Below are 24049 nucleotides of genomic sequence, written 5' to 3' on the forward strand. Positions count from 1 at the left end.
GACTTATTTTTATCTTTCTGCCCCAGTGCATTGAAAATAGTCTACTTTTATAAGGGAATAACTCTTATAAGCTTAGACAGTCTGTAGAATTCCCCCCCCGAAATCGCTATAATATCGGGCTAATTTTTTTCACTTTTGTCATCACTGAAGGGCAATTATGTCAGATACCTCAAAGCAGCAGTCACGCCTCAAGGAATTGATCGCCAGGGGTAAGGAACAAGGCTACCTTACCTATGCTGAAGTTAATGACCATCTGCCAGAAGATATTGCTGATCCGGACCAGGTCGAAGATATAATCCGTATGATCAACGATATGGGTATCTCGGTCACCGAAGAAGCGCCAGACGCAGAAACCCTGCTGATGACCGAAGGCGACTCCGCGCAAGAAGCCGATGAAGAAGCCGTTGCCGCATTGGCCGCCGTGGAATCAGACGCCGGACGCACCACAGACCCTGTCCGCATGTATATGCGCGAGATGGGTACGGTTGAGCTGCTGACACGTCAAGGCGAGATCGAGATAGCCAAGCGGATCGAAGAAGGTCTACGTGAAGTCATGGCCGGCTTAGCTGCATTCCCGGGCTCCGTTGATGCCATCCTTACCGCCTATGATCACACCGTTGAAGAAGAAGGCCGCCTGAGCGACATCTTCAGTGGTTATATCGATCCTGATGACGGTGTCGAAATCCCATCCGCAGCGCAACAAGCTGAAGCGGCTAGTGATGACGACGATGACGAAGAGAAAGAGCGCGGTCCAGATCCAGAAGAAGCCAGACGCCGCTTTACACTTTTGCGTAGCACCTATACAACTTACGAAAAAGCTGTCGCAAAAGAAGGCCGCAACAGTAAAACCGCCGCTAAAGCGTTTGAAGAATTGGCTGATGCCTTTTCACCGATCAAACTGTCGCCGCGTTATTACGACATGCTGGTCACCAATGTCCGCAGCTCTATCGATCAGATTCGTAAGCAGGAACGGACCATTATGCAGATTTGCACCCAGCGTGCAAAAATGCCCCGTCGCCAGTTTATTAAAGAGTTTCCGGGCAACGAAACCAACAGTGAGTGGCTCGACAACTTACTCAGCGCCGATACGGATTACGCGAAAATACTTCGCCGTCATGAGATCGAACTGCGCCGGGCCCAGAAAAAACTTGTACAGTCAGAAAAAGATATCCACCTGACCCTCAACGAGATGAAAGAGGTTAACCGTCGCATGTCGATCGGTGAAGCCCGCGCCCGTCGAGCGAAAAAAGAGATGGTTGAAGCTAACCTACGTCTGGTTATCTCTATCGCGAAAAAATACACCAACCGTGGTTTGCAGTTCCTCGATCTCATTCAGGAAGGCAACATCGGCTTGATGAAAGCGGTGGATAAGTTCGAATACCGTCGTGGTTACAAGTTTTCCACCTACGCAACCTGGTGGATTCGTCAGGCGATTACCCGTTCAATTGCAGACCAAGCACGTACCATCCGTATTCCGGTACATATGATCGAGACGATCAATAAACTGAACCGAATCTCCCGCCAAATGCTTCAGGAAATGGGCCGCGAGCCGTCTCCAGAAGAGCTGGCCGAACGAATGGATATGCCGGAAGACAAGATCCGCAAGGTATTGAAAATCGCCAAAGAGCCTATCTCCATGGAAACCCCTATCGGGGATGATGAAGATTCCAGCTTGGGCGACTTTATCGAGGATATTACCATTGATTCCCCGGTAGACTCTGCCACCGGTGAAGGCTTACGTGAAGCAACCAAAGACGTTCTATCAGGCCTAACCGCCCGTGAAGCGAAAGTGTTGCGTATGCGTTTCGGTATTAACATGAACACTGACCACACTCTTGAAGAAGTAGGTAAACAGTTTGATGTTACCCGTGAGCGCATCCGTCAGATCGAAGCTAAAGCACTTCGCAAGCTGCGTCACCCAAGCCGCTCAGACCATCTGCGCAGTTTCCTTGACGAACATTAAAATCTTTTAAATCAGACCGTTGCGCCCATAATATCCTGTGGTATTATGGGCGTCCTCTCCCAGAGAGTGGCCTTTACCTTAGTCAACATGGCAGTCTTCCGGCTGACCATTCACCCTAACGTAATCTCAGCCAAATCCCTATGGGGGCCTTTAGCTCAGTTGGTTAGAGCGCTCGACTCATAATCGATCGGTCGCAGGTTCAAGTCCTGCAAGGCCCACCACCCCCTTAAAAACTTCACAGAAAAAAGCTCGACTCACTCGCTAATAGAGATGTATCGGTCGAAGGCTCAAGTCCTGCAAGGCCCACCACCCCTTCAAAACTTCACAAAAAAAACTCGACACACTCTCTAATAGAGATGTATCGGTCGAAGGCTCGAGTCCTGCAAGACCCACCACCCCAAGTATCACCCAAAAGAAAAAAGCTCGACTCACTCTTTAATAGAGCAGTATCGGTCGAAGGTTCAAGTCCTGCAAGACCCACCACCCTAAGCACCACCCAAAAGACAAAGAGCTCGACTCACTCTTTAATAGAGATACATCAATCATAAGCCCAATTCCTGCAAGACCTCAACGCAGTTAAATTAACAAAAGACATTATTTCTCCATGTAGGGTTCCGGTGAGCTTTGCGAACCGCACCATCTGATCAGGTAATTGCTATATAAACCTGACAATATCGCCGCCAGAGGCGACTCCTACAGGAGAATTGGGAGTCTAAGCGTGGAATCCGACAAGGTCGATCAGGCCTCAGCCGAACACACGCAGGATATCGGTGAAGAATGAACCGCACCAATCAACTTAGTCAGGCCATTGTTATACCAGCCTGATAATATCGCCGCCAGAGGCGGCCCCTATCTGAGAATTGAGCGTTATAATCGCTAGCCGGCGTGGGAGCCGCTTCTAGGGGCGATAAGGCGTCAACCGAACACGTAGGATGCCGGTGAGGAATGAACCGCATCGATGGTTCGACACCTAGGCGAAGTGATGAACGAACCGCACCAATGGTGCGATTCGCACAGCTCATCAGCACTCTACCTGTTTAAAAAAGAACTCTTTAATTCGATGGGAGCATACATAGGGTCGACGATTTCATGGTGCGCATCATAACCATCAACAGCTTCAAGCAACAACTTACGCACCATAATGTAATCGTAATGATCCAAGGCATCGATCATCTGATCCAATATGGGCTTGAGTTCATTCCATTTAAGCATCACCTCGCACGCGCGCATAATCATCGGATGCTCGGTCGCTTGAACATTGCCTCCGATTAATAACTCCTCATAGAGCTTCTCGCCATCACGTAGCCCCGTATAGGTAATTCCTATATCACCATCGGGGTTCTTAATATCTTTTACTGACAGCCCTGTCAGGTTGATCATCTGCTTAGCCAAGTTTTTAATTTTTACAGGCTTACCCATATCTAACACAAACACATCACCAGAAGAGCCCATCGAACCTGCCTGAATCACTAATGATGATGCCTCAGGTATCGTCATGAAATAACGGGTAATCTCAGGATGAGTCACTGTCACCGGCCCTCCCTCACTGATCTGCCGACGAAATAAAGGAATAACCGAACCGGAAGAGCCCAATACATTACCAAAGCGTACCATCGCGAAACGTACGCCACCCTGTTCCCGCTGACTCAGCGCTTGTAACACAAGCTCGGCAAACCGCTTACTAGCGCCCATAACATTGGTAGGCCGTACGGCTTTGTCGGTAGAGATCAGCACAAAGTTATCCACACCACAGGCAATGGCGGCCTCTGCCACATTCCACGTACCCATTAAATTATTCCGCACACCAGCAATCATGTTGGCCTCGACCAATGGCACATGTTTATAGGCCGCCGCGTGGTAGATAGTATTCACATGATACTGGCGAAGAACACGTTCAAGATAAGTACGATCCAGCACTGAGCCTAACACCGGAATCACCGTGACGCCGTCAAAGCATAACTGCTTTAACTCTTGTTCAATACTGTAAAGCCCGAACTCTGATTGCTCATAAAGAATGATTATTGATGGGCGTTGATTGATAATTTGACGACACAGCTCAGAGCCAATGGACCCCCCCGCCCCCGTCACTAAAACGCTTTGCTCTAAGATGCAGGCATCGAGCAATGCTTTATCCGGTTGAACCTCTTCACGCCCAAGAAGGTCGGCAATATCCACTTCACGCACATCACTAGTGCTCACCTTACCGCCAGCAATATCCGACAGTGTCGGCAGGGTCAGCACGCGAAGATGAAATACGCTCAACGAATCGACAATCTCTTTACGTCGAAAACGCGATACCGATGGAACAGCCAATAAAACTGAATCGATATCGTAACGTTCAATTAATCCACTAATCTCGGCCGGTTCGTAGACGCGGAGACCATTAATATCCATGCCAATCAAGGTTCGATCATCATCCACAAATGCGATGGGAGCAAACTCTCCGGATTCGCCCAATGCGGTTGCCAGCTGTCGGCCAGCCGAACCAGCTCCGTAGATCAGCACTCGATCTGAATGGTTCTGAGCCTTACTATCGCCACCGGGAAATTGATGCAGAATAATCCAGCGAGCAACCATACGGCTACCCCCGATCACTAACACCGATACCAAGCCAAAAATAAAAATGACCGACCGCGGCGTATTGTAATCTAGCGCCATCATATAGACGGCAACGGCCCAGACTAATACCGATAGAGACACGGCTTTAACAACCGTCCATTGAGCTCGATAACCGATATAGCGAATAATCGCCCGGTACATACCCAGCTTAATAAAAATAGGGATCGCGATCACCGGCGCAATCAGATATGCAGGCCAATGAACAAAATTGACGGCTGTCCAGTCGCCATAACGCAATGCATAGCTAAACCAGCAACAAATAGGCAACACCAGCAGATCAAAAAGAACAAAAATTGCTTTTTTCTGCTGGCGGGTAGAATTTAATAATAACTGCAGCACAATCAGGCCCTACAATAAAACATCATCTAACGCGATCGCCCGCACCCTGACCGATCACAGTCAGTAAAAGATAACGAAAATAATGCTTCAATGATAATCTTTGAATCATCCGATGATCCCACTCAGCTAATAACTGCGGCGTCGACATATCAATCTGATTTACCTGTGCCAATCCAGTAATCCCCGGACGCACATCATAAATACCCAGCGACTCACGAGCAGCCGTTAACTCGGCTTGATTAAACAATCCAGGCCTAGGCCCTACAAGGCTCATATCACCTATAAGCACATTCCAAAGCTGGGGCAATTCATCCAGCTTAGTACGACGTAAGAAAGCACCGAAGGCAGTAATCGATGCTCGATCGGCCAGATGGGTAGCAACGGACGCGGTATCCACCTTCATGGTCCGAAACTTAACCAATGTGAACGGCTGCTTATTGCGCCCAACACGCTGCTGACAAAAAATCGGCGAGCCCGTATCAAACACACCGATGAGAGTTATCAGTAGCAATACAGGCATTCCCAGTATTAAACCGGACAATGACAAAATAATATCCAAAACACGAAACACTTATAGCTACTCCTTCGCAAAACACCGTTTAAGCCCCTCTTCCACTGATATCGGCGGCGTCCAGCCCAGCATATCACGTGTTTTACTGATATCGACCTGTAAAGAACCTAATAAACGATCAACCACTTCTTCCTTACCCAATAAATTAGCACCAAAGCGCAACCAACTTTCTGGAACCGGCAACAACCGCGAAGGCTTACCCATCGCTGTAGCGATGCCTCTTAACAGTTCAGAAGTAGAAAGATCTTCGCCGTCACCAGCGAGAAACACCTGATTCGCCGCCGCAGGGTGATCGATGCAAGTCACAATAAGATCCACGAGGTTATCAAGCGCCACAAATGAACGTTTATTGTGGATAGCCCCAAGAGGCAGCGGAATACCTTTTTCAACTAGCCGCACTAATTTACCGAAATTACCCGGTGCATCAGGCCCATATACCAACGGAGGACGGATAATCACAATCTCCATACCGGTTTCTTTAGCCAGCGCGAGTAGACCCACCTCTGCTTCGTACTTAGATTGCGCATAGGGCTCTTGAGGTGCAGCCACATCTTCAGCGGTAAAAGGAATATGGTTCTGATTGCCATTAACTCCGATAGAGCTAATAAAAATAAAACGTTCAACACCCGAAGAAGCAGCTTGACGAGCTAGGTTGAGAGTTCCATCGACATTAACTCGCGCAAATAGCTTTGAAGTATCGACAGAATATTGACTAATATGAGCAACCCCAGCTGCATGAATAACCACCTTACAATTATATAACAGCTTGAGCCAGCTAGTATCTGCATTTACGTTACCATATTCGACAAACGCAAACCCAGAGTCCAATGTTTTAAATCGAGTCCCTCCTATAACAGAACAATCATTTAGGTCTAATAATTTCTCATAAAGACCACGACCAATAAAACCAGATACACCCGTCAAGAAAATAGTCATATTAAGTATGATAAGCCTTTATAATAAGTTCAACACTATCGACAATCTGCTTTTCATTGAACAGATATAAATCCCCAAACAAACACATATTCTGAAAACCATCCACAGAAACCACTCCATGCTTATTATTAAGATCAATATCCTTTCCAATATCCTCGATTATAGTTACACCTTCAAGAGAAGTGTAAAAAGACCTACCAAGACAAAAGACTTTTTTCCCTTTTTTCAGCCCCTCAAAACCAACAGTTGAATTTATAGTCAAGATAACATCGCACTCATCTAAAGCATCTTCATTTGTTTTATTATTAGCTTCACCCACTCCCTCATAATTATTAACATCTAACGGGTGAGGCCTAATCAGAAAACAGTATTTATCTAAATCAAAGTTTTTTTTAATCCAGTCGACAAATTCATTATTAGAATCAAAAAAAATATTTGATAAAAACTGAGTATCATGTTCCAACTGCAAAGGAACATACACTACATGCTCACCTTTACCAACAATAAAACATCTTTTTTTATTTCGACGAAACATAAAAAATCTTTTAGCATAATATATTACGGAAGGAATCTTATGTACAAAAAACACCTTTTCCCTATCAAACAAAAACAGCCAGTAAATATAAACAACATACATCAAGAAAAATATATTATTTTTAAATTTCATAAAAACTAAAAACAAATCACTAAAATCATACAACTCCAACTTTTTCTCAAAATAATCAAGACCACTTAAATTAAAATCACAATCACCTTTAGAAAAGCTTGACCGTTCATTACACCCTTCCTTATCAAATGAAACAGTACGTCCTCTGATAGGACCAAGCTCAAGATTTATAATATTCACTTCATCTTTAAAAAAAAAATTTAAAATCTGAGCAGGAACCCTTAAGTCATTATAACAAATAATAAATTTAGGACTGTATTTATTCAACAAAAACCTAATGTAATCTATAATATATTTAATCAAAGGATCTTTGTAATCGCCAGAAATATCTATAGAATTAATCTTACAATGCAGTCCCATAAGGTTGTCATTCGACATTTCAAGTTCTGATAAATCTATTTTTTTTTGTTCAAAAGGAGATTCATATAAAACATTCAATCCAGTAGTATATAAGATAGAACCTGGATTAAAACCAACAACAACACATTGCCCAGCTAACCTTTGAGCCAGTTTCATTCCTAAATTCACCGGATAAAAAGAATTAACCGGATCAAATACTAGAACATTATTTCCCATTTTTAATCATACTCAGGCGATGATACACATATCTAATAAAAGGAAAACGAAAAATATTAACAAAAAACAAAAAACCAAGGAACAGATCACTCAGTGATTTGCATTCTTTTAATTTCTTCAAAGAAACGACCGAAATACAAAAAAACAAATACGCTTTATATGAATAAAGCTTACGATTTCTTTTACAAAAATCTATCGAGAATCCAGAATCCAACCCTTTGGAAATATGACCGCCATCAGTTGTCAAATGTCTTTCAATCGTCATATCCTTTATGAACTTTACCTTTCGCTTACATGTAAGATATTTCATTAAAAACAACCAATCTTGATGCCCTTTGACACCAATCGGCCAATAATACCCTTTCACACTTTTTGTTTCCAATATCCAAGCAGAAGTTTGTATTCCTACACCATTAAAATTATCAACAAACAGTAATTTAGAGCCATTATCAATTACCGTAGATTTTTCACTTACACCTAACGGCGCACATTTATAATAAAGATTTTTATCTTTATAGTATTCAACATTAACGAATGCTATATCATCATGATCTATTTTAGCAATTCTAGATAAGTAGCTATACGTCAACTCATCATCAGAGTCTAAAAACACTACATATTTTGAAAATACAGACCTCAACCCTAATCTTCTGCAGAAATTAGCTCCTTTATTTCGAGGAAGAGCAATCATTTTAACTAAACCATTAGCGTTAATCTTAATATATTCAGCAATAGCATTACAATGACTATTAATCGAAAAATCGTCGACAACAATGATCTGAAAATCGAAACCAAAATCAAAACCCAGCAATATTTTAATATTTTTTATTACTGTATCTGAATTATTATAATGCGGTATAACAAACGATATCAAACACATTTCAAAAAAATACCTCAGAAAATTAAACTAGAAACCTATAATCTATATAATGCACGAATAACTTGCAATTGATCACACAGATCTATTCTGAAATTCATCAAATTCGCGTACGCATTATACGAAATAAGATCCACTTATCACGTACAATAGCGTCACCAAAATCATTATAATCCCTAGTAAAATCACCAATAATGACCAACATGCCTAAATTTTCATCTACTAAGCTTCATTGGCTTGCCGACACACCCACATCCGCCCTCTTCGACGACATCTACTTCTCCATCGAAGATGGTTTGGCCGAAACCAAGCACGTGTTTCACGATAGCAATCAACTCACCGAACGCTTTGCGGCAGTTGATACCTTCACCATCGGCGAAACGGGCTTCGGTACGGGGCTTAACTTTCTCGCCACGTGGAAGCTGTTTCGTGAACAAGCGCCGGCATCAGCTAAGTTACATTTTGTGAGTGTTGAGAAATACCCTATCGCATTGGATGATCTCACCCAAGCCCTCGCCCTATGGCCAGAGCTTAGCATGTTCTCTGAACAGCTTATTGTCCAGTATCCATCGCCTTCACCGGGATTTCATCAACTTTTTTTTGATGACGGTCGTATTACGCTGACCTTGATGCTGGGTGATGCGGTTGATTGTTACCGCCAGCTTGACGCTCAAGTGGATGCTTGGTTCCTCGATGGTTTCACGCCAGCGAAAAATCCTGAGATGTGGTGCCCTGAACTGTTTCAGCAGATCGGTCGTCTCAGCAAGCCGGAAACAACCTTTTCCACCTTCACCTGCGCTGGCGTGGTTAAGCGCGGTATGCGAGATGTAGGCTTTACGGTAAAAAAAGTAACCGGCTTTGGTCGTAAACGGGAGATGTTCGTGGGCACTTTTACTGCTGATAAACCCGATCAACACCCACCGGAAAGCCCAGCATGGGCGCGATTACCCCTAAAACACAGTGGAGAGAAAACCGCCATTGTGATCGGTGCAGGTATTGCGGGCTGCTCTACGGCCCATTCATTGGCGAAACGTGGCTGGAAGGTTACGGTGGTCGACAGACATCCACAGATTGCCGCTGAAGGCTCCGGCAACCATCAAGGGGCACTGTATGCCAAGCTCCCCATTGAGCCCATACCCACCAGCCGTATCCATCTATCGGGCTATCTCTATAGCAGTCATTTTTTGAGCCAATATCTCTCTGATCGTTCTGATATCTGGTCACCCTGCGGTTTACTACAGCTCGCTGCCCATGAAAAAGAACAGGCTAAGCATCAGAAACTGGCCGAGTCCGGTAACTACCCTGACTCCGTGGTTCGTTATGTCGAGCAGCAGGAAGCGTCTGAGATTGCGGGCACCACAGTGAGTAACAGTGGTTTATATTTTCCTGAAGCCGGCTGGGTGTCACCGCCGTTATTGTGCCAGTGGTTATGTGAGCACCCCAATATTACGGTCATGACCGATACTCAGATTACTCGACTCGTACGGGATGATCACCAGTGGCACTGCTTCACCCAGAACGACCAACCCTTGACCGCAGCGATATGCATCATCGCGTCAGCCGCCGATAGTGTGGCCTTTGAGCAGACTAGCTATCTTCCAGTTCAGAATATTCGTGGGCAGGTGTCTATCACCAATGAACACTCGGGATTACCTGAGCTTAACACCGTCCTCTGTAGCGAGGGTTATATCTCTCCTACACAACAAGGGCGTTATTGCTTCGGCGCGACCTTCGAGCTTAAAGATCCATTGACCGATATCCGCGAGTCAGGCCACCAGCATAACCTCACAAAGATCACCAATATGGCGCCCGATCTCGGTGATGCGCTGACGCAGTACCATGTCAATCATCCTCTAAGCGGCCGCGTCGGCTTTCGCTGTGCATCACCTGATAAGCTGCCGATTGTCGGCCCCGCCCCGGTCTATGATGGGTTTATCAAGGATTATGCTCGGCTGCGACACGATGCAAAGTCCGTGATCGAAACAGTGCCACAACACTATCCTGGATTATTTGTTAACCTCGCCCATGGATCTAAAGGGCTGATTAGTTGTCCTATTAGTGGAGAGGTTATCGCGGCGATGCTGGAAAATGAGCCCTTACCGCTGGAGAAAGAACTGATCGATAAACTCATCCCAGCACGATTTATCATCAAGAATTTGATCCGCCGGGCGATATAATCTAATTGATTCAATATGAAGCGTAGTGAACTGTTATGGCATTGGTTATTTACGACCAGGGATACCGCATCAAGACACCGGTTAAATCACTGTTTGCTCCCCGTGGAGTGGAACAACTCGGTGCGTCTACCCATACCGCCCCCGCCGGTGGTGATCGAGACCATGAGAAAGAGATGGTCGATCAGTCACAACAACATGATATCGCGCCCAGCGGCCAAGGCCATGCTCAGGGCAGTGCCCGTAAAGCAGCATCGGTTTATAGCCAAACTGGGGGCGACAATAACAGCTTAGAGCACCGTGCTTATATACCGGCCTCGCTGATTATGTCCTATCCGATACAATCGGTCTTAGAGGGCAGTAAGATTCAGTCGGCGCTATACAAAATGAAACAGTATTCGATCAGTCACCTGCTGGTGCTATCGGGGACAGGACGACTCATGGGTATAGTGACGGAAAAACTTTTGCTGCAATACCTAAGCTATCAAGGGGCGCAAGAACATACCATTGAGGACACCATCGAACGCTGCTATTCCACCCAAGTGATCACCGCCACGCCGGATACCAATATTCGGCAATTGGCCGTCAGTTGTGTGGAGCATCACCTGAGTTGTATTCCGGTTGTGGAGGATGACGGTACGCTGAAAGGGATTATCACCCGTACCGATCTACTGCAGTCGCTCATCAATAACGAGTGGCTGGACAGCCGCTAACTCCATCCTTTGCCACGATTTAATGACGGCTTGTTCACTACCGCTTAGGCGGTAATGCGTTTTCTTCGTTTAGGCGGATAGTCTCATCTCGACTACCAAATAAACCGGCCAGAAAGGCAAACACCTTTTTAATACCCCGCCAGATTTTCGGCAGCAACCAGATGACCAGCGCAATAAACAGCACCAGCGCGATAAGAAAGGCTACAGGATAGTTTAACGCAGCCCACAGGCCACCAAACACCGCCAAATCTTCGGTAATGGATGCGGCCCAGTTACTCACCGGTTCGGGGGAGGTGTTGATCATCACTCGTCCACCCGCTTTGAAAGCATGACTGGTCGCCGACAGAGAGCCCCCAACCAAAGCCGCTGCAACGATAACCGCGGGATTCATATCACCCATCGCACCGGCGGCCAGCGCTGCTCCTGCGGGAATACGTATAAAGGTGTGCAGGGTGTCCCAACCGGTATCTACACCGGGGATTTTATCGGCAAAAAATTCAACACAGTACATAAAGCCTGCGGCCATCAACACCATCGGATCTGCAACGATTTCTAAGCCACTAGGTAACTCAAAATGACCCATATTGGCCGCTAACCCGAGCATCAAAATGGTGGCGTAAAGATTGATACCACTGGCCCAACCGACCCCCATGGTCAACGCAATCAGGGCGGTAATCTGTTCTAACTGATCCATGACCTACCTCGTTCAACTATAAACGTTCACGAGCCACTATATTGCACAGGCCTGTACTCTGACTGAACAAAACCACGGCTTCACCGCTAGTCAGTTTAGCCCTAACCTGATCGATACGCGTATCCATGCTGGTTTCATTAAAACCATAGTCTGTCCCATCACGGGTTACAAACTCCTTAATCAGGCTGGTGAGGGTATCGGTTTGAAGTTGTTCCCAAGGAATAATCATCGTTACCAAGGCCAGCGAAAGAAGCTGTCGGCACGCTCTCGTATACGAGGGCAAGATTTTAAGTCTTCTCGGTATTGCTCGGCCCGCTGTTCAACCTGTTCCGCCTGTTGAAGTAGCACCGGATCGGGATGATATTCCAGTCGACGCAATCCACCATGGCCGATGCGTGATGCGATATAGAGCTTGCCCGCATCGTTCATCGCTAGATCGTTACGCTGACTGGCCATCTGCGCATGCCAGCCAAGATAATCCAGCGCAGTGTCAATCTCAGCCACCGAACCCGACCAGTTCTCACTCGCTAGGCGATACTCTTCCCAATCGGCATAAGGCGGCTGGATATACTCGCTGGCATCGGTACCCACCGGCATGTTTAACTCAGCCAAGGCGATATGCAGAGGCAGCCCCCAATGGCTTTCGGTGGCTACCGCAGCATCGAGCCAATCGTTATTCTGATAGAGGCCACGGCAAAATGGATTATCAGGCTTGGCAAACCGTTCCGGAACGACGTCAGCAATCTGACTACAGCCCTGCAACAACAAGGCACTCAGCAAACACAAAGGGATTGACCGGTAAAACATCGAGCGCTGCATGGGTTTGTCTTCCTTAATCGTTATAGTCTGCCAACAATGCTATGAGTTGTGGTTCATCCATTACTGGGATATTAAGTTCTTCGGCTTTCTGTAATTTAGAGCCGGCCCCTGGACCCGCCACCACACAATCGGTTTTCTTCGAGACGCTACCGGCCACTTTAGCCCCTAGCGCCAGCAACTGTTTTTTAGCCTCTGTACGCGGCATCTGCTCAAGTGTACCCGTCAGCACCCAGGTTTGCCCCGCTAATGGCAGATCCTGATGATCTACCTCAACATTCTGCCAGTGAACGCCCGCAGCACGAAGCGCTTCAATGACTTCTCGGTTATGCACCTGATGGAAAAAGCTCACAATATACTGCGCCACAATCGGGCCGATATCCGGCGCCGCCTGAAGTTCCTCTTCGCTGGCGCTCATCACCGCTTCGAGTGAGCCAAAATGCAGGGCTAAGGTTCTTGCAGTCGCTTCGCCCACTTCACGGATGCCCAAGGCATAGATAAAGTTGGCTAGTTCCGTCGCCTTGCTCTTCTCGATACTCTGCAACAGTTTAGTCGCTGACTTATCCCCCATCCGCTCCATACTGGCTAACTGCAAATGGTGTAATCGATAAAGATCCGCAGGGCTATGCACTAACTCTTTCTCGACTAGGCCGTCGATCAACTTTTCCCCCAGCCCATCGATATCCATCGCTTTACGAGACACATAATGTTTGAGGGCTTCTTTACGCTGGGCGGCACAACTCAATCCTCCCGAACAACGCGCTACGGCTTCGCTGTCCACACGAATAATTTCAGAATCGCACACAGGACAGCGTTGCGGTAGTTGAACGACCTCGGTGTTGGCAGGACGGAGTTCCAATACCACCGAGACCACTTGCGGGATAACATCACCGGCGCGCCGAATAATCACACTATCGCCGGCTCTGATGTCTAGGCGTTCAACCTCATCCATATTGTGCAAGGTGGCATTACTCACCGTCACACCGCCAACAAAGACCGGCTGTAAACGCGCCACCGGCGTGATCGCTCCGGTGCGCCCCACCTGAAATTCAATCGCGTTTACGATGGTCATCTCTTCCTGTGCGGGGAACTTATGTGCAATCGCCCAGCGAGGCGCCCTTGAGACGAAGCCTAAGCGCTGCTGTAGCGCGATATCATTAACCTTGAATACGATCCCATCAATCTCATAGGCGAGCTGGTTACGGCGCTCTGAGAGCGCGTCAAAATACTCAAGACAGCCCTTTGCCCCCTGCACCACGGCCATTTCTGCGTTAATTTTCAGCCCCCAGGTGGCCAGTTTACGCAAAATCGCCTCATGGCTATCAGGAAGTTCACCGCCACTGACCACGCCTACGGAATAACAGCACATCTCCAGTGATCGTTGTGCGGTAATCTTGGGGTCCAACTGACGCAGACTGCCTGCCGCGGCATTACGGGGATTCACAAAGGGTTTATCGCCCCGTTTCAAAGCCGCTTCGTTAAGCCGCGTAAAGCTCCGGCGGGGCATATAGATCTCCCCCCGAACCTCCAGCCGTTCGGGGTAACCAGAACCCATCAACTTGAGTGGTATCGATTCAACGGTTCTGACATTAAGGGTAATATCTTCACCGGTGCTACCATCCCCGCGGGTGGCGCCCCGTATTAATTGACCATTTTCATACAGCAAGCTGACAGCGATACCATCCAGCTTTGGCTCGCAAGCAAAGGCTAACGGGGTCTCTTCATCCAGTTTTAGGCGATCACGCAGGCGTTTTTCAAAGCTATACATATCCTCGGCCGAAAACGCATTATCCAGCGACAACATCGGCATCTCATGACGCACCTGAGTAAAGGCCGCTAGCGGTTCAGCCCCTACTCGCTGGGTCGGAGAATCCGGCGTAATCCATTCGGGGTGTTCATCTTCGAGCGCTTTCAACTGACGAAAGACCCGATCATATTCAGCGTCAGGCACCTGAGGATCATCGAGCACATAATATTGGTAGTTGTAGTGACGCAATTGATCGCGCAGCTGCTCAAGCAACTGCGTCATAGAGGTATCAGGTTTCATCGGCTTTTATCTGGGACTATCAGGCGGTTGTCGTTTTTTTCAGCTTACGCATTTCGAATTTACGAATGCGCTCACGATAATGTTCTTTGGTTTGATTACGCATAGTGGAGCGGTTCTCATCCAGCAGCACGCCGTTGAGATTAGCCGCCACCGCAGAGGCTGTGGCTAACATACATTCGTAAGCGTTCATCACATCGCGGGGTTCTTCCATGGACATAAAGAACGTCACACCACGGGTTTCAATGCTATCCATGGTGTCGATATCGAAATAGCCGGGTTCCAGCGCGTTGGTCATACTGAACTGTATCGCGCCTTTATCGATACCATCTTCATAACGATGGAATATTTTCATATCGCCATAGCGCATACCGCAGGCCAATAAAATTTGCAGCAGGTTACGGCCAGAAAAGCTTTGCTCCCCTTCCGTGGCCACCACAGAGATCACCAGCACCTTATCGGCTTCAGGAATTTTCTGCAGCGATTGACCTTTGATACCCATCGCAGCCGATTCAGCTTTATCTTGCGCTTCAGCTGTTTGCTTAATATGGCCATGATCAGCGGATGGATTTGACCTAGAGACTGTCGGCTCATCTCGGGAGGCCGCCGCGACATTAGCCGATTCATCGGTAAATAACCCCGTTAGTTCGGTTTGCTCATCATCATCGATAGCCGAAAAATGAGCGGGTTCGATGGGCGCTTCATACCTTGGTTTTGACTGAACGGATGGTTCGGCTTTTCTTAAAGGTGCGGCACGCTCTTGGTGTTCCGGCAGATCCATACTGGCCTGCTGCAACGGCTGATGATCGTCCCGTTTCGGACGCATAAGCTCGCTGACCGGGCGGGTATAATCAAATTCATGTTCGTCTTCATCAACCATGATGTCATCGCGGGTTTCGCTGCGGAAACCCTCTGGCAACGAATCGATCAGATCATCCTCTTCGACGGCGTAGGCCGCAGGGCGACGCTTATCCACTACCTCTTCGGCAGAGAACATATCATCGATATCAGGCTGATCTGTTGCTTCAACAGGTCGGACTAAGGGCGCGGTTTCTGGTTCTAATTCTACTTCTAGCTCGGCTTCTAACTCTACTTCTGGCTCTGGCTGAACAATCGATTGAATCATAGGAATATCATCGACAATATCACTATCATCAACGGTATTTATGGAATCGGTTCGCGAAGGTTCTGCTGACTCAATCTCTACAAGTGTTTCCGGCTCAGCTGTCCGTACAACCCGCACCGCAGAAACACCTTCATCCATTTCATCAAATGAAGGGCCATCATGATGGGGAGGAAAGCTATCGGCTGGCGCAAACAATGGATCTTGCTCATCCGCCACATCGGTTAGCAAGGATGGGATCTCATACTCAGGTTGTGGTTTATCAGCTGCGGGGGTCGCAAGAGGCTCTTTCGATACCTCAGGTTTATGCGCACCTAGTTTTAACTCAGGCTTTAACTCAGACTTTAATTCAGGCGCGGACTGGGCCTTTGCTGACGCTGCAGGCTGAACTTCAGGCTCGACCTTTCTCACCGGTGACAGGTCTAAGCTATTAAAACTAGGCTCAACATGGGCTTCTGCAGTACGGGCATCTGAAAAACTAGGCTCCGTCTTATCAGCGGAAGTAGTACGGCCGAACGCAGGTTCTCGGCGAGCATCCGCGCGAACGTCACCGCTCTTATTAGCATTCGTATTAGCATTCGCGATATTTGCATTAGCAACACGGGCGCCGCCACCCGGCAATTCAGGATTAAAGGAGGATTCTTCGACGACTTCGGGTAGATCGGCTAACGACTTATCGATTTTCATCTTCAGTCGATTACCGCTACCACGCATCCGGCGCCAACCATCCAATACAATCAGGAGAACAACTATCACGCCACCGATAATCAGCCATTCGCGTAATCCTAATTCCATTGCCAGATATTACCCTTATCTAATTTATATACATTGCACAGAAATACCTGTGCTGGATTTCATCAATTATTCAACGACGTGATCAATAGACAGTTCTAATATATCAACTTGTCCATGAACAGCAACAGAAGAAATGATTCCGCTCAAATCACCCGGCTGAGGCGTCGGTTGTCCTGACGCCGATATCCGCGCGACCAACTCAACGGTTTCGGCTCCCGACAGCTTCGCTTGTGGACTCATAGAGCTACTATCATCCAACACCACGGTCAACGGCAGATCAGCGACCGTCAAGCGCTTAGCCGCCAGTGGCATGCGTCCACCGACTGGACGGGCTAAGACAAACAACGTCATATCGGGCGTCACACGACTACGCAACGCGGGGTCGAGGCTCACGGACAATGTCAATTTCACCTCGGCTAATTCAGGTAGATCGGGAACCGTCTCACCTGCCGCCAACAATTTATCCCGAGCCGAACGAATACCCGACTTGAGTGAATCCGCCTGCTCATCTACCGCATTACGAAGCCCTTTCTGCCAGAATGCCATTGCCTGGCGATAGTCTTCCTTCTCGTAGGCCGCAATACCTAGCAGACCCAGTGCCGTCACTTCATAGGGATCGATCGACAGCGTTTTTTCGACTTCGTTATTAATCTGATCATTCAACTGCCCTTGATTGGCAAAAAACAGCGCTTGGGCATATTGACCATTCACACCGGCATATTGCGGTGCCTCTTCTGGTAAATATTTTAACGCGTTGCTATACCCTTCTGCTGCCGCTGGGTAGTTTTGCATGCTCATAAAGGTGTTTGCCAGCAGATACCAACCCTGAGGGTTTTCTGGTTCCTGTGCAAGACGGTTTTGCAGGGCGGTCACCGCTTCTTCAACCGTCGGTGTTTTACCATTAAATGGATCGATAGGGCCGTTGATTGCGATGGCTAAGTCACCTGAGCGCCCTTGCTCTGAATAGATAGCTAACCCCGCTGCCGGCACCAAGATTGCCAGTACAAACGCCGTGATAACGCCACGGGAGGTAATGATCAAGGGTTTACTGGATGAACTAACGGTATCATCCACGTCTTGGAGCAGGTTGCGTTCTAATTCGAGCTTCAACGAGGCAAAGTTTTCCTCATCGAGGTTGCCCGCTGCACGCTCATGATTAAGCTCGGCAAGACGCTCTTCGTAGATAGAGATATTCAGTTCGCGACGATCGACATCCGCCTGATTCTCCGCCCCAGACTGACGTCCTTGATAAACCGGATATAGAACGAATGCCACCGCCAGCAGTGAAAGCAGTGCAATACCTAACCATAACGCCGTCATTTAGTTTGTTCCTGTTTCAATAACTGATCGAGCTTTTGTTTTTCCACATCACTCAGGTTAGCCTTGGGTTTACCCGGCTCGGCCTTTTTGCGTTTGCCACTCACCAACAACACCACGACCACACCAATCAGCAGCAAACCCGCTGGCCCATACCATAGCAGATAGGTTTGCTCGGTCACCCGCGGCCGATAGAGAACAAATTCACCGTAGCGACCGACCATAAAATCAATTACCTGCTGGTCGTCAGCACCCTCTTCCAGCATGCGGTGTAACTCGTTACGCAGATCTTCGGCGATCGGCGAATTGGAATCAGCAATATTCTGATTCTGACACTTAGGGCAGCGCAACTCAGCCGCTAGCGATTGAAACCGCTCACGGGTAGCATTGTCCTTAAATTCATAAGTATCGATGGCGGCACTGGCTAACGTGCTAACACTCAGCAGTATCACCCATAAAACATGGCGGATCATCAGTTCACCTCCAGCTGTTTCATACGCTCACGCAAATCACTCCAGACCCGCTCATCGATCGCACCGATATGCTTGTAACGGATAATTCCTTGAGCATCCAACAGAAAGGTTTCCGGCGCACCATAAACCCCTAGATTTAATCCAAGTTTTCCGTCTGGATCATAAATATTCAGAGCGTAAGGATTTCTGTAATTATCCAGCCAGATCTTCGCTTTCTCGCGATCATCCTTGTAGTTAACGCCGTAGATCGTAATGCCTTCATTCTGAACCATACGGTTTAGCTGGGCATGCTCCTCTTTACAGGTCGGGCACCAGGTTGCCCAAACATTCAGCAGTGCTGGGCGCCCTTTTAGATCGGCAGCGGTAATGGTCTGTTGCTCATCGAGCAGATCAGACAAACTAAACGCAGGTACCGGCTTATTGATCAGCGGTGACGGTATGCTTTCGGTATTTTTACCAATACCGTTCCAAAGAAACAGCCCTAGTGCAACAAACAACACTAGGGGAACAATAACAATTAATCGACGCATCGTTATACCTATTGAAACACTTAATCAAGCCGCAGCCCGGGCAGCTTCCCGCCGGGCCTGTTTACGGTATCGAGGATCGGTCGCCGCCAGGAGACCACCAGCGGTCATCAGCAAGCCACCTAACCAGAGCCAGCGAACATAGGGTTTGTACTGCACCCGCACGGCCCAAGCACCATCGCCTAAGGATTCGCCCAACGCCACATAAAGATCACGGAACAAACCAGGATCGATATCCGCTTCAGTCATCACATTGCCTCGGGCAGGGTAGAAGCGTTTTTCCGGTTTTAACTCACCGTAAAAGTCGCCTTTATAAAGCACCCGTATCACCCCCACATCAGCGGTATAGTTAGGCCCCTGTTTTTTCTGTGCGCCTAAAAACTCAAACTGATAGTCACTAAAATGCAGCACATCACCCGGCGCCATTCGCAGGTCTCGTTCTTCGTTATAGATGCTAACCATCAGTGCACCCACAACCGCTACCGCGATCCCGAAGTGAGCTAGCATCATGCCCACATAGCTACGGGACATACCTGTTAAGGCTTTTTTCAGGTTACTGCGACCCGCGACCTTGCGCCAAAAATCTTTGATGCTGGTAAAGACCACCCAGAACACCAGCGTCATCACACCGGCAACCGTTAGATTAAAGCTCTCGGCATAATAGTATTGGAATAACAGCCCGGCAATCAGGCTTAATACCGCTGGCAACCATAGCTGCTGTAGCAAATAGGTCAGTGACGTTTCCCGCCACCGAGCAGCCACACCGACCCCCATCGCGCCAAGAATCAGCAACATCAAAGGAATAAACAGCGAGTTAAAATATGGCGGGCCAACCGAGATCTTACCCCACCCCATCGCATCCACAATCAATGGATAGATAGTGCCGAGCAATACCATCATCGCCGAGACGACCAAGAGGATATTATTAATCAACAGCATGGTTTCACGGGATAACAAAGCAAAGCTGGATTCACTCTTCACATTCCCCGCTTTTACCGCGTAGAGCACCAAAGAGCCACCGATGGTAATAACCAACAGCGCCAGAATAAAATAACCACGGTCGGGATCGGACGCGAACGCATGCACCGAGGTCAACACACCGGAGCGCACGAGGAAGGTGCCGAGCAGACTCAAAGAGAAGGCAAAGATCGCCAGCAATACGGTCCAACTCTTAAACACACCCCGTTTTTCGGTCACCGCCAGTGAATGCACCAGCGCCGTGCCTACTAACCAAGGCATGAAAGAAGCGTTTTCCACAGGATCCCAGAACCACCAGCCACCCCAGCCAAGCTCGTAATACGCCCACCAGCTACCCAAACCGATACCTAGGGTCAGGAAAGCCCAAGCAATACTCGTCCAAGGACGAGACCAACGGGCCCAAGCAGAATCGAGACGACCGGTAAGCAACGCAGCAATAGCGAAAGCAAAGGCGACAGAGAAGCCCACATAGCCCATATAGAGCATCGGTGGGTGAATAATCAGCCCGATATCCTGCAGCAACGGATTAAGATCGCCACCTTCCAACGGAAACGCCGGCAGATGTCGATCAAATGGGCTGGAAGTCATCAGGGTAAAGAGCGTAAAACCAACGGCCACGATCCCCATCACCCCTAACACTCGGGCAACGATCTCGATCGGCATGTTTTTACTTTTGAAGGCCACCGCCACGGTCCAACCACTGAGAATAAACACCCACAGTAGCAAGGAGCCCTCATGCCCACCCCAGACCGCACTGATCTTAAAATACCAAGGTAACAGGGTATTGGAGTTGGTGGCCACATAGACGACGGAAAAATCATCAACGACAAAGGAGTAACCCAAACAGGTAATACTGATCGCCAAAAAGAAAAACATCCCCACCGATAACGGGCGGGCATAGTTCATCATCAGCGTATTACCCATGGAAGCGCCGACCATCGGCACAACCGCCAGTAAGGCAGACATACAGAGCGCTAAAATCAGCGCGTATTGTCCTAATTCTGGAATCATAACGGCTGGGCTCCTTTAGCGCGCATCTGCTCCGGCATCTTACCGGCTTTTTCTAACGCTTCGGCGACTTCCGGTGGCATATAGTTTTCATCATGTTTCGCAAGCACTTCGACGGCTTCGAACACGCCATCACTGTTCATCTCACCCTGAGCAACGATCCCCTGCCCTTCACGGAAAAGGTCCGGCAGAATACCCGTAAAGTGAACCGTCACCTTGTTAGCAAAGTCAGTCATCTCGAAGGTCACGTCCAAGCTTTCGGTATCCCGCTTCACACTACCTTCAACCACCATGCCGCCGGCTCGGATACGGGTCCTTTCCGGCGCTTTTTGTTCGACAATATCGGTGGGCGAATAAAATAGGTTTATATTTTGGTTAAGCGCGTACATCACCAACCCGACAGCGGTGGCGGCACCAAAGACAATAAAAAGCACAATAATCAGGCGCTGTTTACGTTTAGGGTTCATGGGTTTTGTTTCTCCCTGCGCAGCCGGCGGGCTTGCTCACTAAAGATCTGACGCTTTTGCATCAGAGGATTGACGATATTGATCGCGATCACCGCCAGTGCGATCGCATAACTCAGCCAGACATAGAGGCCGTGACCGCCCATGTCGATAAATTCGGCAAATGATTCGAAACTCAAACTGATACCCTCAATTAGCCATCAAGGCGCGTACCCAACTGCTACGACGCTCACGTTGAATAATTTCATTGCGCAACCGCAGCATCATTGCTACGGCAAAGAAACAGTAAAAACCGATCACCATGACCAACAGTGGCAGCCACATTTCAGATGGCATCGCGGGACGCTCGGTCAGTGTGAAAGTAGCCGGCTGATGGAGTGTATTCCACCAATCGACGGAGTATTTAATAATCGGAATATTAACCAGCCCCACCAAGGCCAGCACCGCCGTCGACTGGGCCGCCGTGCGCTCGCTTTCAATGGCAGAATTCAGGGCAATAATCCCCAAATACAGAAAAAACAGTATCAACATCGAGGTTAGTCGTGCATCCCACACCCACCAAGAGCCCCACGTCGGTTTACCCCAGATGGCACCGGTCGCTAACGACAAGATAGCGATAGAAGCGCCAATCGGTGCACAGCATTTCGCCACCATATCGGCGATTTTCATCTTCCAGATAAGGCCGATTGCGCCCGCCACTGCCATCAGCATATAGCAGGACTGCGCCAAGATAGATGCCGGCACATGGATATAGATGATGCGGAAGCTATTGCCTTGCTGGTAGTCCGCAGGCGCAAAAGCCAACGCCCAAACCGTCCCGACCACCAAGGTCAACAATGCCGCTATCGCAAATATCGGTAGTAATTTACCGGTAATGTCATAACACCAGCGGGGAGAAGCCAGTTGATAAAACCAACGTGGCATCCACTTCTTTTCAGCCATATTTCAACCTTTCGGGGATTTACCCACTTACACTAATTCTCAATGCGGCACCTATTGCCAGCGGAGCCAACACCAAACCCAGAGACAACATGGCTCCAAGAATGGCCAAATATCCCCCTAGGGGCAGGCCTGTCACAGCACCCTGTACCGCCGCGCTACCAAAAATAAGTACCGGAATATAAAGCGGCAAAACCAGCAACGAGATCAACACGCCGCCTTTGCGTAAACCAACGGTTAGCGCGGCGCCAATCGCGCCCACCAAGCTTAAGGTTGGCGTGCCAAGCAATAGGCTCAGCACCAATCCCCACATACCATCGCTGGGTAAAAACAACATGACGCCCAGCAGCGGAGCCAAAATAGTCAAGGGCAAACCGGTTAACATCCAGTGGCCCAGCACCTTCGCCAGCACCACTAAATAGAGCGGCTGCGGGCTAAGTAAAATTTGTTCCAGAGTTCCGTCTTCAAAATCAGAACGAAACAGGCTATCCATCGATAGCAGGGTTGCCAACAACGCGGCAACCCAGACCACACCCGGCGCCACATCAGCCAAAAAAGTGGGATCGGGGCTAACCCCTAACGGAAACAGGGTCGCCACCATCAAAAAGAAAATCAGTGGGTTGACCAGATCACTCTTACGCCGATACGACAGTAGCAGTTCTCTTTTTAATGCCCCCCAAAACGGGCCATCAACTCGGCACTCGGTGATCATAGCGTCGACTTCCGGTCGATTAGGCATACTATCACTCATAAAGTTCCCGCTAATTGATCAAGATTAAGTCGGCGTATTTTATCACCCATCGCCAGCTCATGATGGGTCGTCAGAATAACGCTCCCTCCCTGCTCGGCATGGGCCATCATCAGCGCCTCTTGTGCAGCGACACCTTGTTTATCGATCGCCGTAAAGGGCTCATCCAAAATCCATAGTGGCGCTCGGCTCAGATAAAGCCGCGCCAAACTGACACGACGATTCTGCCCTGCAGACAGCGTATGACAGGGCACATCTTCATAACCGGTCAAACCCACCTGCATCAGCGCATAATCAAGTTGCTCCAGCGCCATATCGGGGTGCAGTGAGGCATACCAATGGAGGTTTTCCCGCGGTGTCAGCACCGCCTTAACGCCCGGCTGATGACCAAAATAGAGTAACGCTTCACGGTATTCCGAGGCACACTTTTCAAGATGCTCCCCTTGCCAGTAGATATCCCCCTCGAAGTGAGATGACAAGCCACTAAGAATACGCAACAAGGTGGTTTTACCACTGCCATTCTGGCCTTCTATCTGAATCACTTCACCCGCGTGCACTTCGAAGCAAAGCGCTTCAAAAAGCACTCGCTCATCCCGTTCGCAGAACAGATTCTCGATTTTCAGTCTGGGTGTGGACAACAGGGCAACCTCAAAAAAGCCACTTCAAAAAGTAAAAACGGCAATGCCTA

General features: G+C 48.4%; 22 protein-coding genes and 1 tRNA gene. 4 read left to right on the forward strand and 19 right to left on the reverse strand.

What is annotated here, in order from left to right:
• The first annotated feature begins 157 nt into the window (after positions 1–157).
• Both rpoD and EH243_RS04140 read left to right on the forward strand, forming a co-directional pair.
• A complete protein-coding gene (gene rpoD, locus EH243_RS04135; RefSeq protein WP_126157389.1) occupies positions 158–1963 on the forward strand; it encodes an RNA polymerase sigma factor RpoD in 1806 nt (601 codons plus the stop codon).
• Between the two features lie 144 nt (positions 1964–2107).
• Positions 2108–2184, forward strand: a tRNA-Ile gene (locus tag EH243_RS04140).
• A gap of 808 nt (positions 2185–2992) precedes the next feature.
• On the opposite strand, the gene EH243_RS04145 is transcribed toward EH243_RS04140, so the two are convergent.
• The 5 genes from EH243_RS04145 to EH243_RS04165 are packed head-to-tail and all read right to left on the reverse strand — an operon-like array spanning position 2993 to position 8551.
• Positions 2993–4921 (reverse strand): polysaccharide biosynthesis protein, encoded by a 1929-nt coding sequence (locus EH243_RS04145; RefSeq protein ID WP_126157390.1) that lies wholly within the window; start codon positions 4919–4921, stop codon positions 2993–2995.
• 22 nt (positions 4922–4943) lie between these two features.
• Positions 4944–5492, reverse strand: coding sequence for a sugar transferase (locus tag EH243_RS04150; protein WP_126157391.1), 549 nt, complete (start codon positions 5490–5492; stop codon positions 4944–4946).
• A gap of 6 nt (positions 5493–5498) precedes the next feature.
• Positions 5499–6428, reverse strand: coding sequence for a UDP-glucose 4-epimerase family protein (locus tag EH243_RS04155; RefSeq protein WP_126157392.1), 930 nt, complete (start codon positions 6426–6428; stop codon positions 5499–5501).
• 1 nt (position 6429) lies between these two features.
• A complete protein-coding gene (locus EH243_RS04160) occupies positions 6430–7671 on the reverse strand; it encodes a capsular polysaccharide export protein, LipB/KpsS family (RefSeq protein ID WP_126157393.1) in 1242 nt (413 codons plus the stop codon).
• Positions 7661–8551 carry a glycosyltransferase family 2 protein gene (locus tag EH243_RS04165; RefSeq protein WP_126157394.1) on the reverse strand — a complete coding sequence of 297 codons (891 nt, stop codon included), beginning with the start codon at positions 8549–8551 and terminating at the stop codon, positions 7661–7663. The genes EH243_RS04160 and EH243_RS04165 overlap by 11 nt, the downstream gene beginning before the upstream one ends.
• A gap of 200 nt (positions 8552–8751) precedes the next feature.
• Between EH243_RS04165 and mnmC the strand changes: the two genes are divergently transcribed.
• On the forward strand, positions 8752–10725 hold the full coding sequence (gene mnmC, locus EH243_RS04170) for a bifunctional tRNA (5-methylaminomethyl-2-thiouridine)(34)-methyltransferase MnmC2/FAD-dependent 5-carboxymethylaminomethyl-2-thiouridine(34) oxidoreductase MnmC1 (protein ID WP_164549045.1): 1974 nt from the start codon (positions 8752–8754) through the stop codon (positions 10723–10725).
• 35 nt (positions 10726–10760) lie between these two features.
• Positions 10761–11435, forward strand: a complete 675-nt coding sequence (locus EH243_RS04175) for a CBS domain-containing protein (RefSeq protein WP_126157396.1) — start codon at positions 10761–10763, stop codon at positions 11433–11435.
• A 37-nt stretch (positions 11436–11472) separates the two neighbouring features.
• On the opposite strand, the gene EH243_RS04180 is transcribed toward EH243_RS04175, so the two are convergent.
• The 14 genes from EH243_RS04180 to ccmA form a co-directional block, all read right to left on the reverse strand.
• The gene (locus tag EH243_RS04180; RefSeq protein WP_126157397.1) at positions 11473–12129 is read right to left on the reverse strand and encodes a DUF4126 domain-containing protein; all 657 of its coding nucleotides are present in this window, start codon (positions 12127–12129) and stop codon (positions 11473–11475) included.
• Between the two features lie 16 nt (positions 12130–12145).
• Positions 12146–12358 (reverse strand): YheU family protein, encoded by a 213-nt coding sequence (locus EH243_RS04185; RefSeq protein ID WP_126157398.1) that lies wholly within the window; start codon positions 12356–12358, stop codon positions 12146–12148.
• 2 nt (positions 12359–12360) lie between these two features.
• Positions 12361–12948: a transglycosylase SLT domain-containing protein gene (locus EH243_RS04190; RefSeq protein ID WP_126157399.1), complete on the reverse strand. Its 588-nt coding sequence runs from the start codon at positions 12946–12948 to the stop codon at positions 12361–12363.
• Positions 12949–12961: 13 nt separating this feature from the next.
• Positions 12962–14992 (reverse strand): NAD-dependent DNA ligase LigA, encoded by a 2031-nt coding sequence (gene ligA / locus EH243_RS04195; RefSeq protein ID WP_206441507.1) that lies wholly within the window; start codon positions 14990–14992, stop codon positions 12962–12964.
• 19 nt (positions 14993–15011) lie between these two features.
• Positions 15012–16907: a cell division protein ZipA gene (gene zipA, locus EH243_RS04200; RefSeq protein WP_126157400.1), complete on the reverse strand. Its 1896-nt coding sequence runs from the start codon at positions 16905–16907 to the stop codon at positions 15012–15014.
• Between the two features lie 66 nt (positions 16908–16973).
• A complete protein-coding gene (gene ccmI / locus EH243_RS04205; protein ID WP_126157401.1) occupies positions 16974–18227 on the reverse strand; it encodes a c-type cytochrome biogenesis protein CcmI in 1254 nt (417 codons plus the stop codon).
• Positions 18224–18697: a cytochrome c-type biogenesis protein gene (locus EH243_RS04210; RefSeq protein WP_126157402.1), complete on the reverse strand. Its 474-nt coding sequence runs from the start codon at positions 18695–18697 to the stop codon at positions 18224–18226. The genes ccmI and EH243_RS04210 overlap by 4 nt, the downstream gene beginning before the upstream one ends.
• Positions 18697–19227 carry a DsbE family thiol:disulfide interchange protein gene (locus EH243_RS04215; RefSeq protein WP_126157403.1) on the reverse strand — a complete coding sequence of 177 codons (531 nt, stop codon included), beginning with the start codon at positions 19225–19227 and terminating at the stop codon, positions 18697–18699. The genes EH243_RS04210 and EH243_RS04215 overlap by 1 nt, the downstream gene beginning before the upstream one ends.
• A gap of 24 nt (positions 19228–19251) precedes the next feature.
• Entirely contained in the window at positions 19252–21213 is a 1962-nt protein-coding gene (locus tag EH243_RS04220; protein ID WP_126157404.1) for a heme lyase CcmF/NrfE family subunit, read from the reverse strand.
• Positions 21210–21677, reverse strand: coding sequence for a cytochrome c maturation protein CcmE (gene ccmE, locus EH243_RS04225; protein ID WP_126157405.1), 468 nt, complete (start codon positions 21675–21677; stop codon positions 21210–21212). The genes EH243_RS04220 and ccmE overlap by 4 nt, the downstream gene beginning before the upstream one ends.
• On the reverse strand, positions 21674–21853 hold the full coding sequence (ccmD, locus tag EH243_RS04230) for a heme exporter protein CcmD (RefSeq protein ID WP_126157406.1): 180 nt from the start codon (positions 21851–21853) through the stop codon (positions 21674–21676). The genes ccmE and ccmD overlap by 4 nt, the downstream gene beginning before the upstream one ends.
• Positions 21854–21863: 10 nt before the next feature.
• Positions 21864–22616, reverse strand: a complete 753-nt coding sequence (locus EH243_RS04235) for a heme ABC transporter permease (protein ID WP_126157407.1) — start codon at positions 22614–22616, stop codon at positions 21864–21866.
• Positions 22617–22635: 19 nt separating this feature from the next.
• Positions 22636–23325 (reverse strand): heme exporter protein CcmB, encoded by a 690-nt coding sequence (gene ccmB, locus EH243_RS04240; protein ID WP_241234997.1) that lies wholly within the window; start codon positions 23323–23325, stop codon positions 22636–22638.
• Positions 23326–23360: 35 nt separating this feature from the next.
• The gene (gene ccmA, locus EH243_RS04245; RefSeq protein ID WP_126157409.1) at positions 23361–23999 is read right to left on the reverse strand and encodes a cytochrome c biogenesis heme-transporting ATPase CcmA; all 639 of its coding nucleotides are present in this window, start codon (positions 23997–23999) and stop codon (positions 23361–23363) included.
• Positions 24000–24049: the final 50 nt, after the last annotated feature.

Origin of the sequence: Amphritea opalescens (genome assembly GCF_003957515.1) — a bacterium.
GTDB lineage: Bacteria > Pseudomonadota > Gammaproteobacteria > Pseudomonadales > Balneatricaceae > Amphritea > Amphritea opalescens.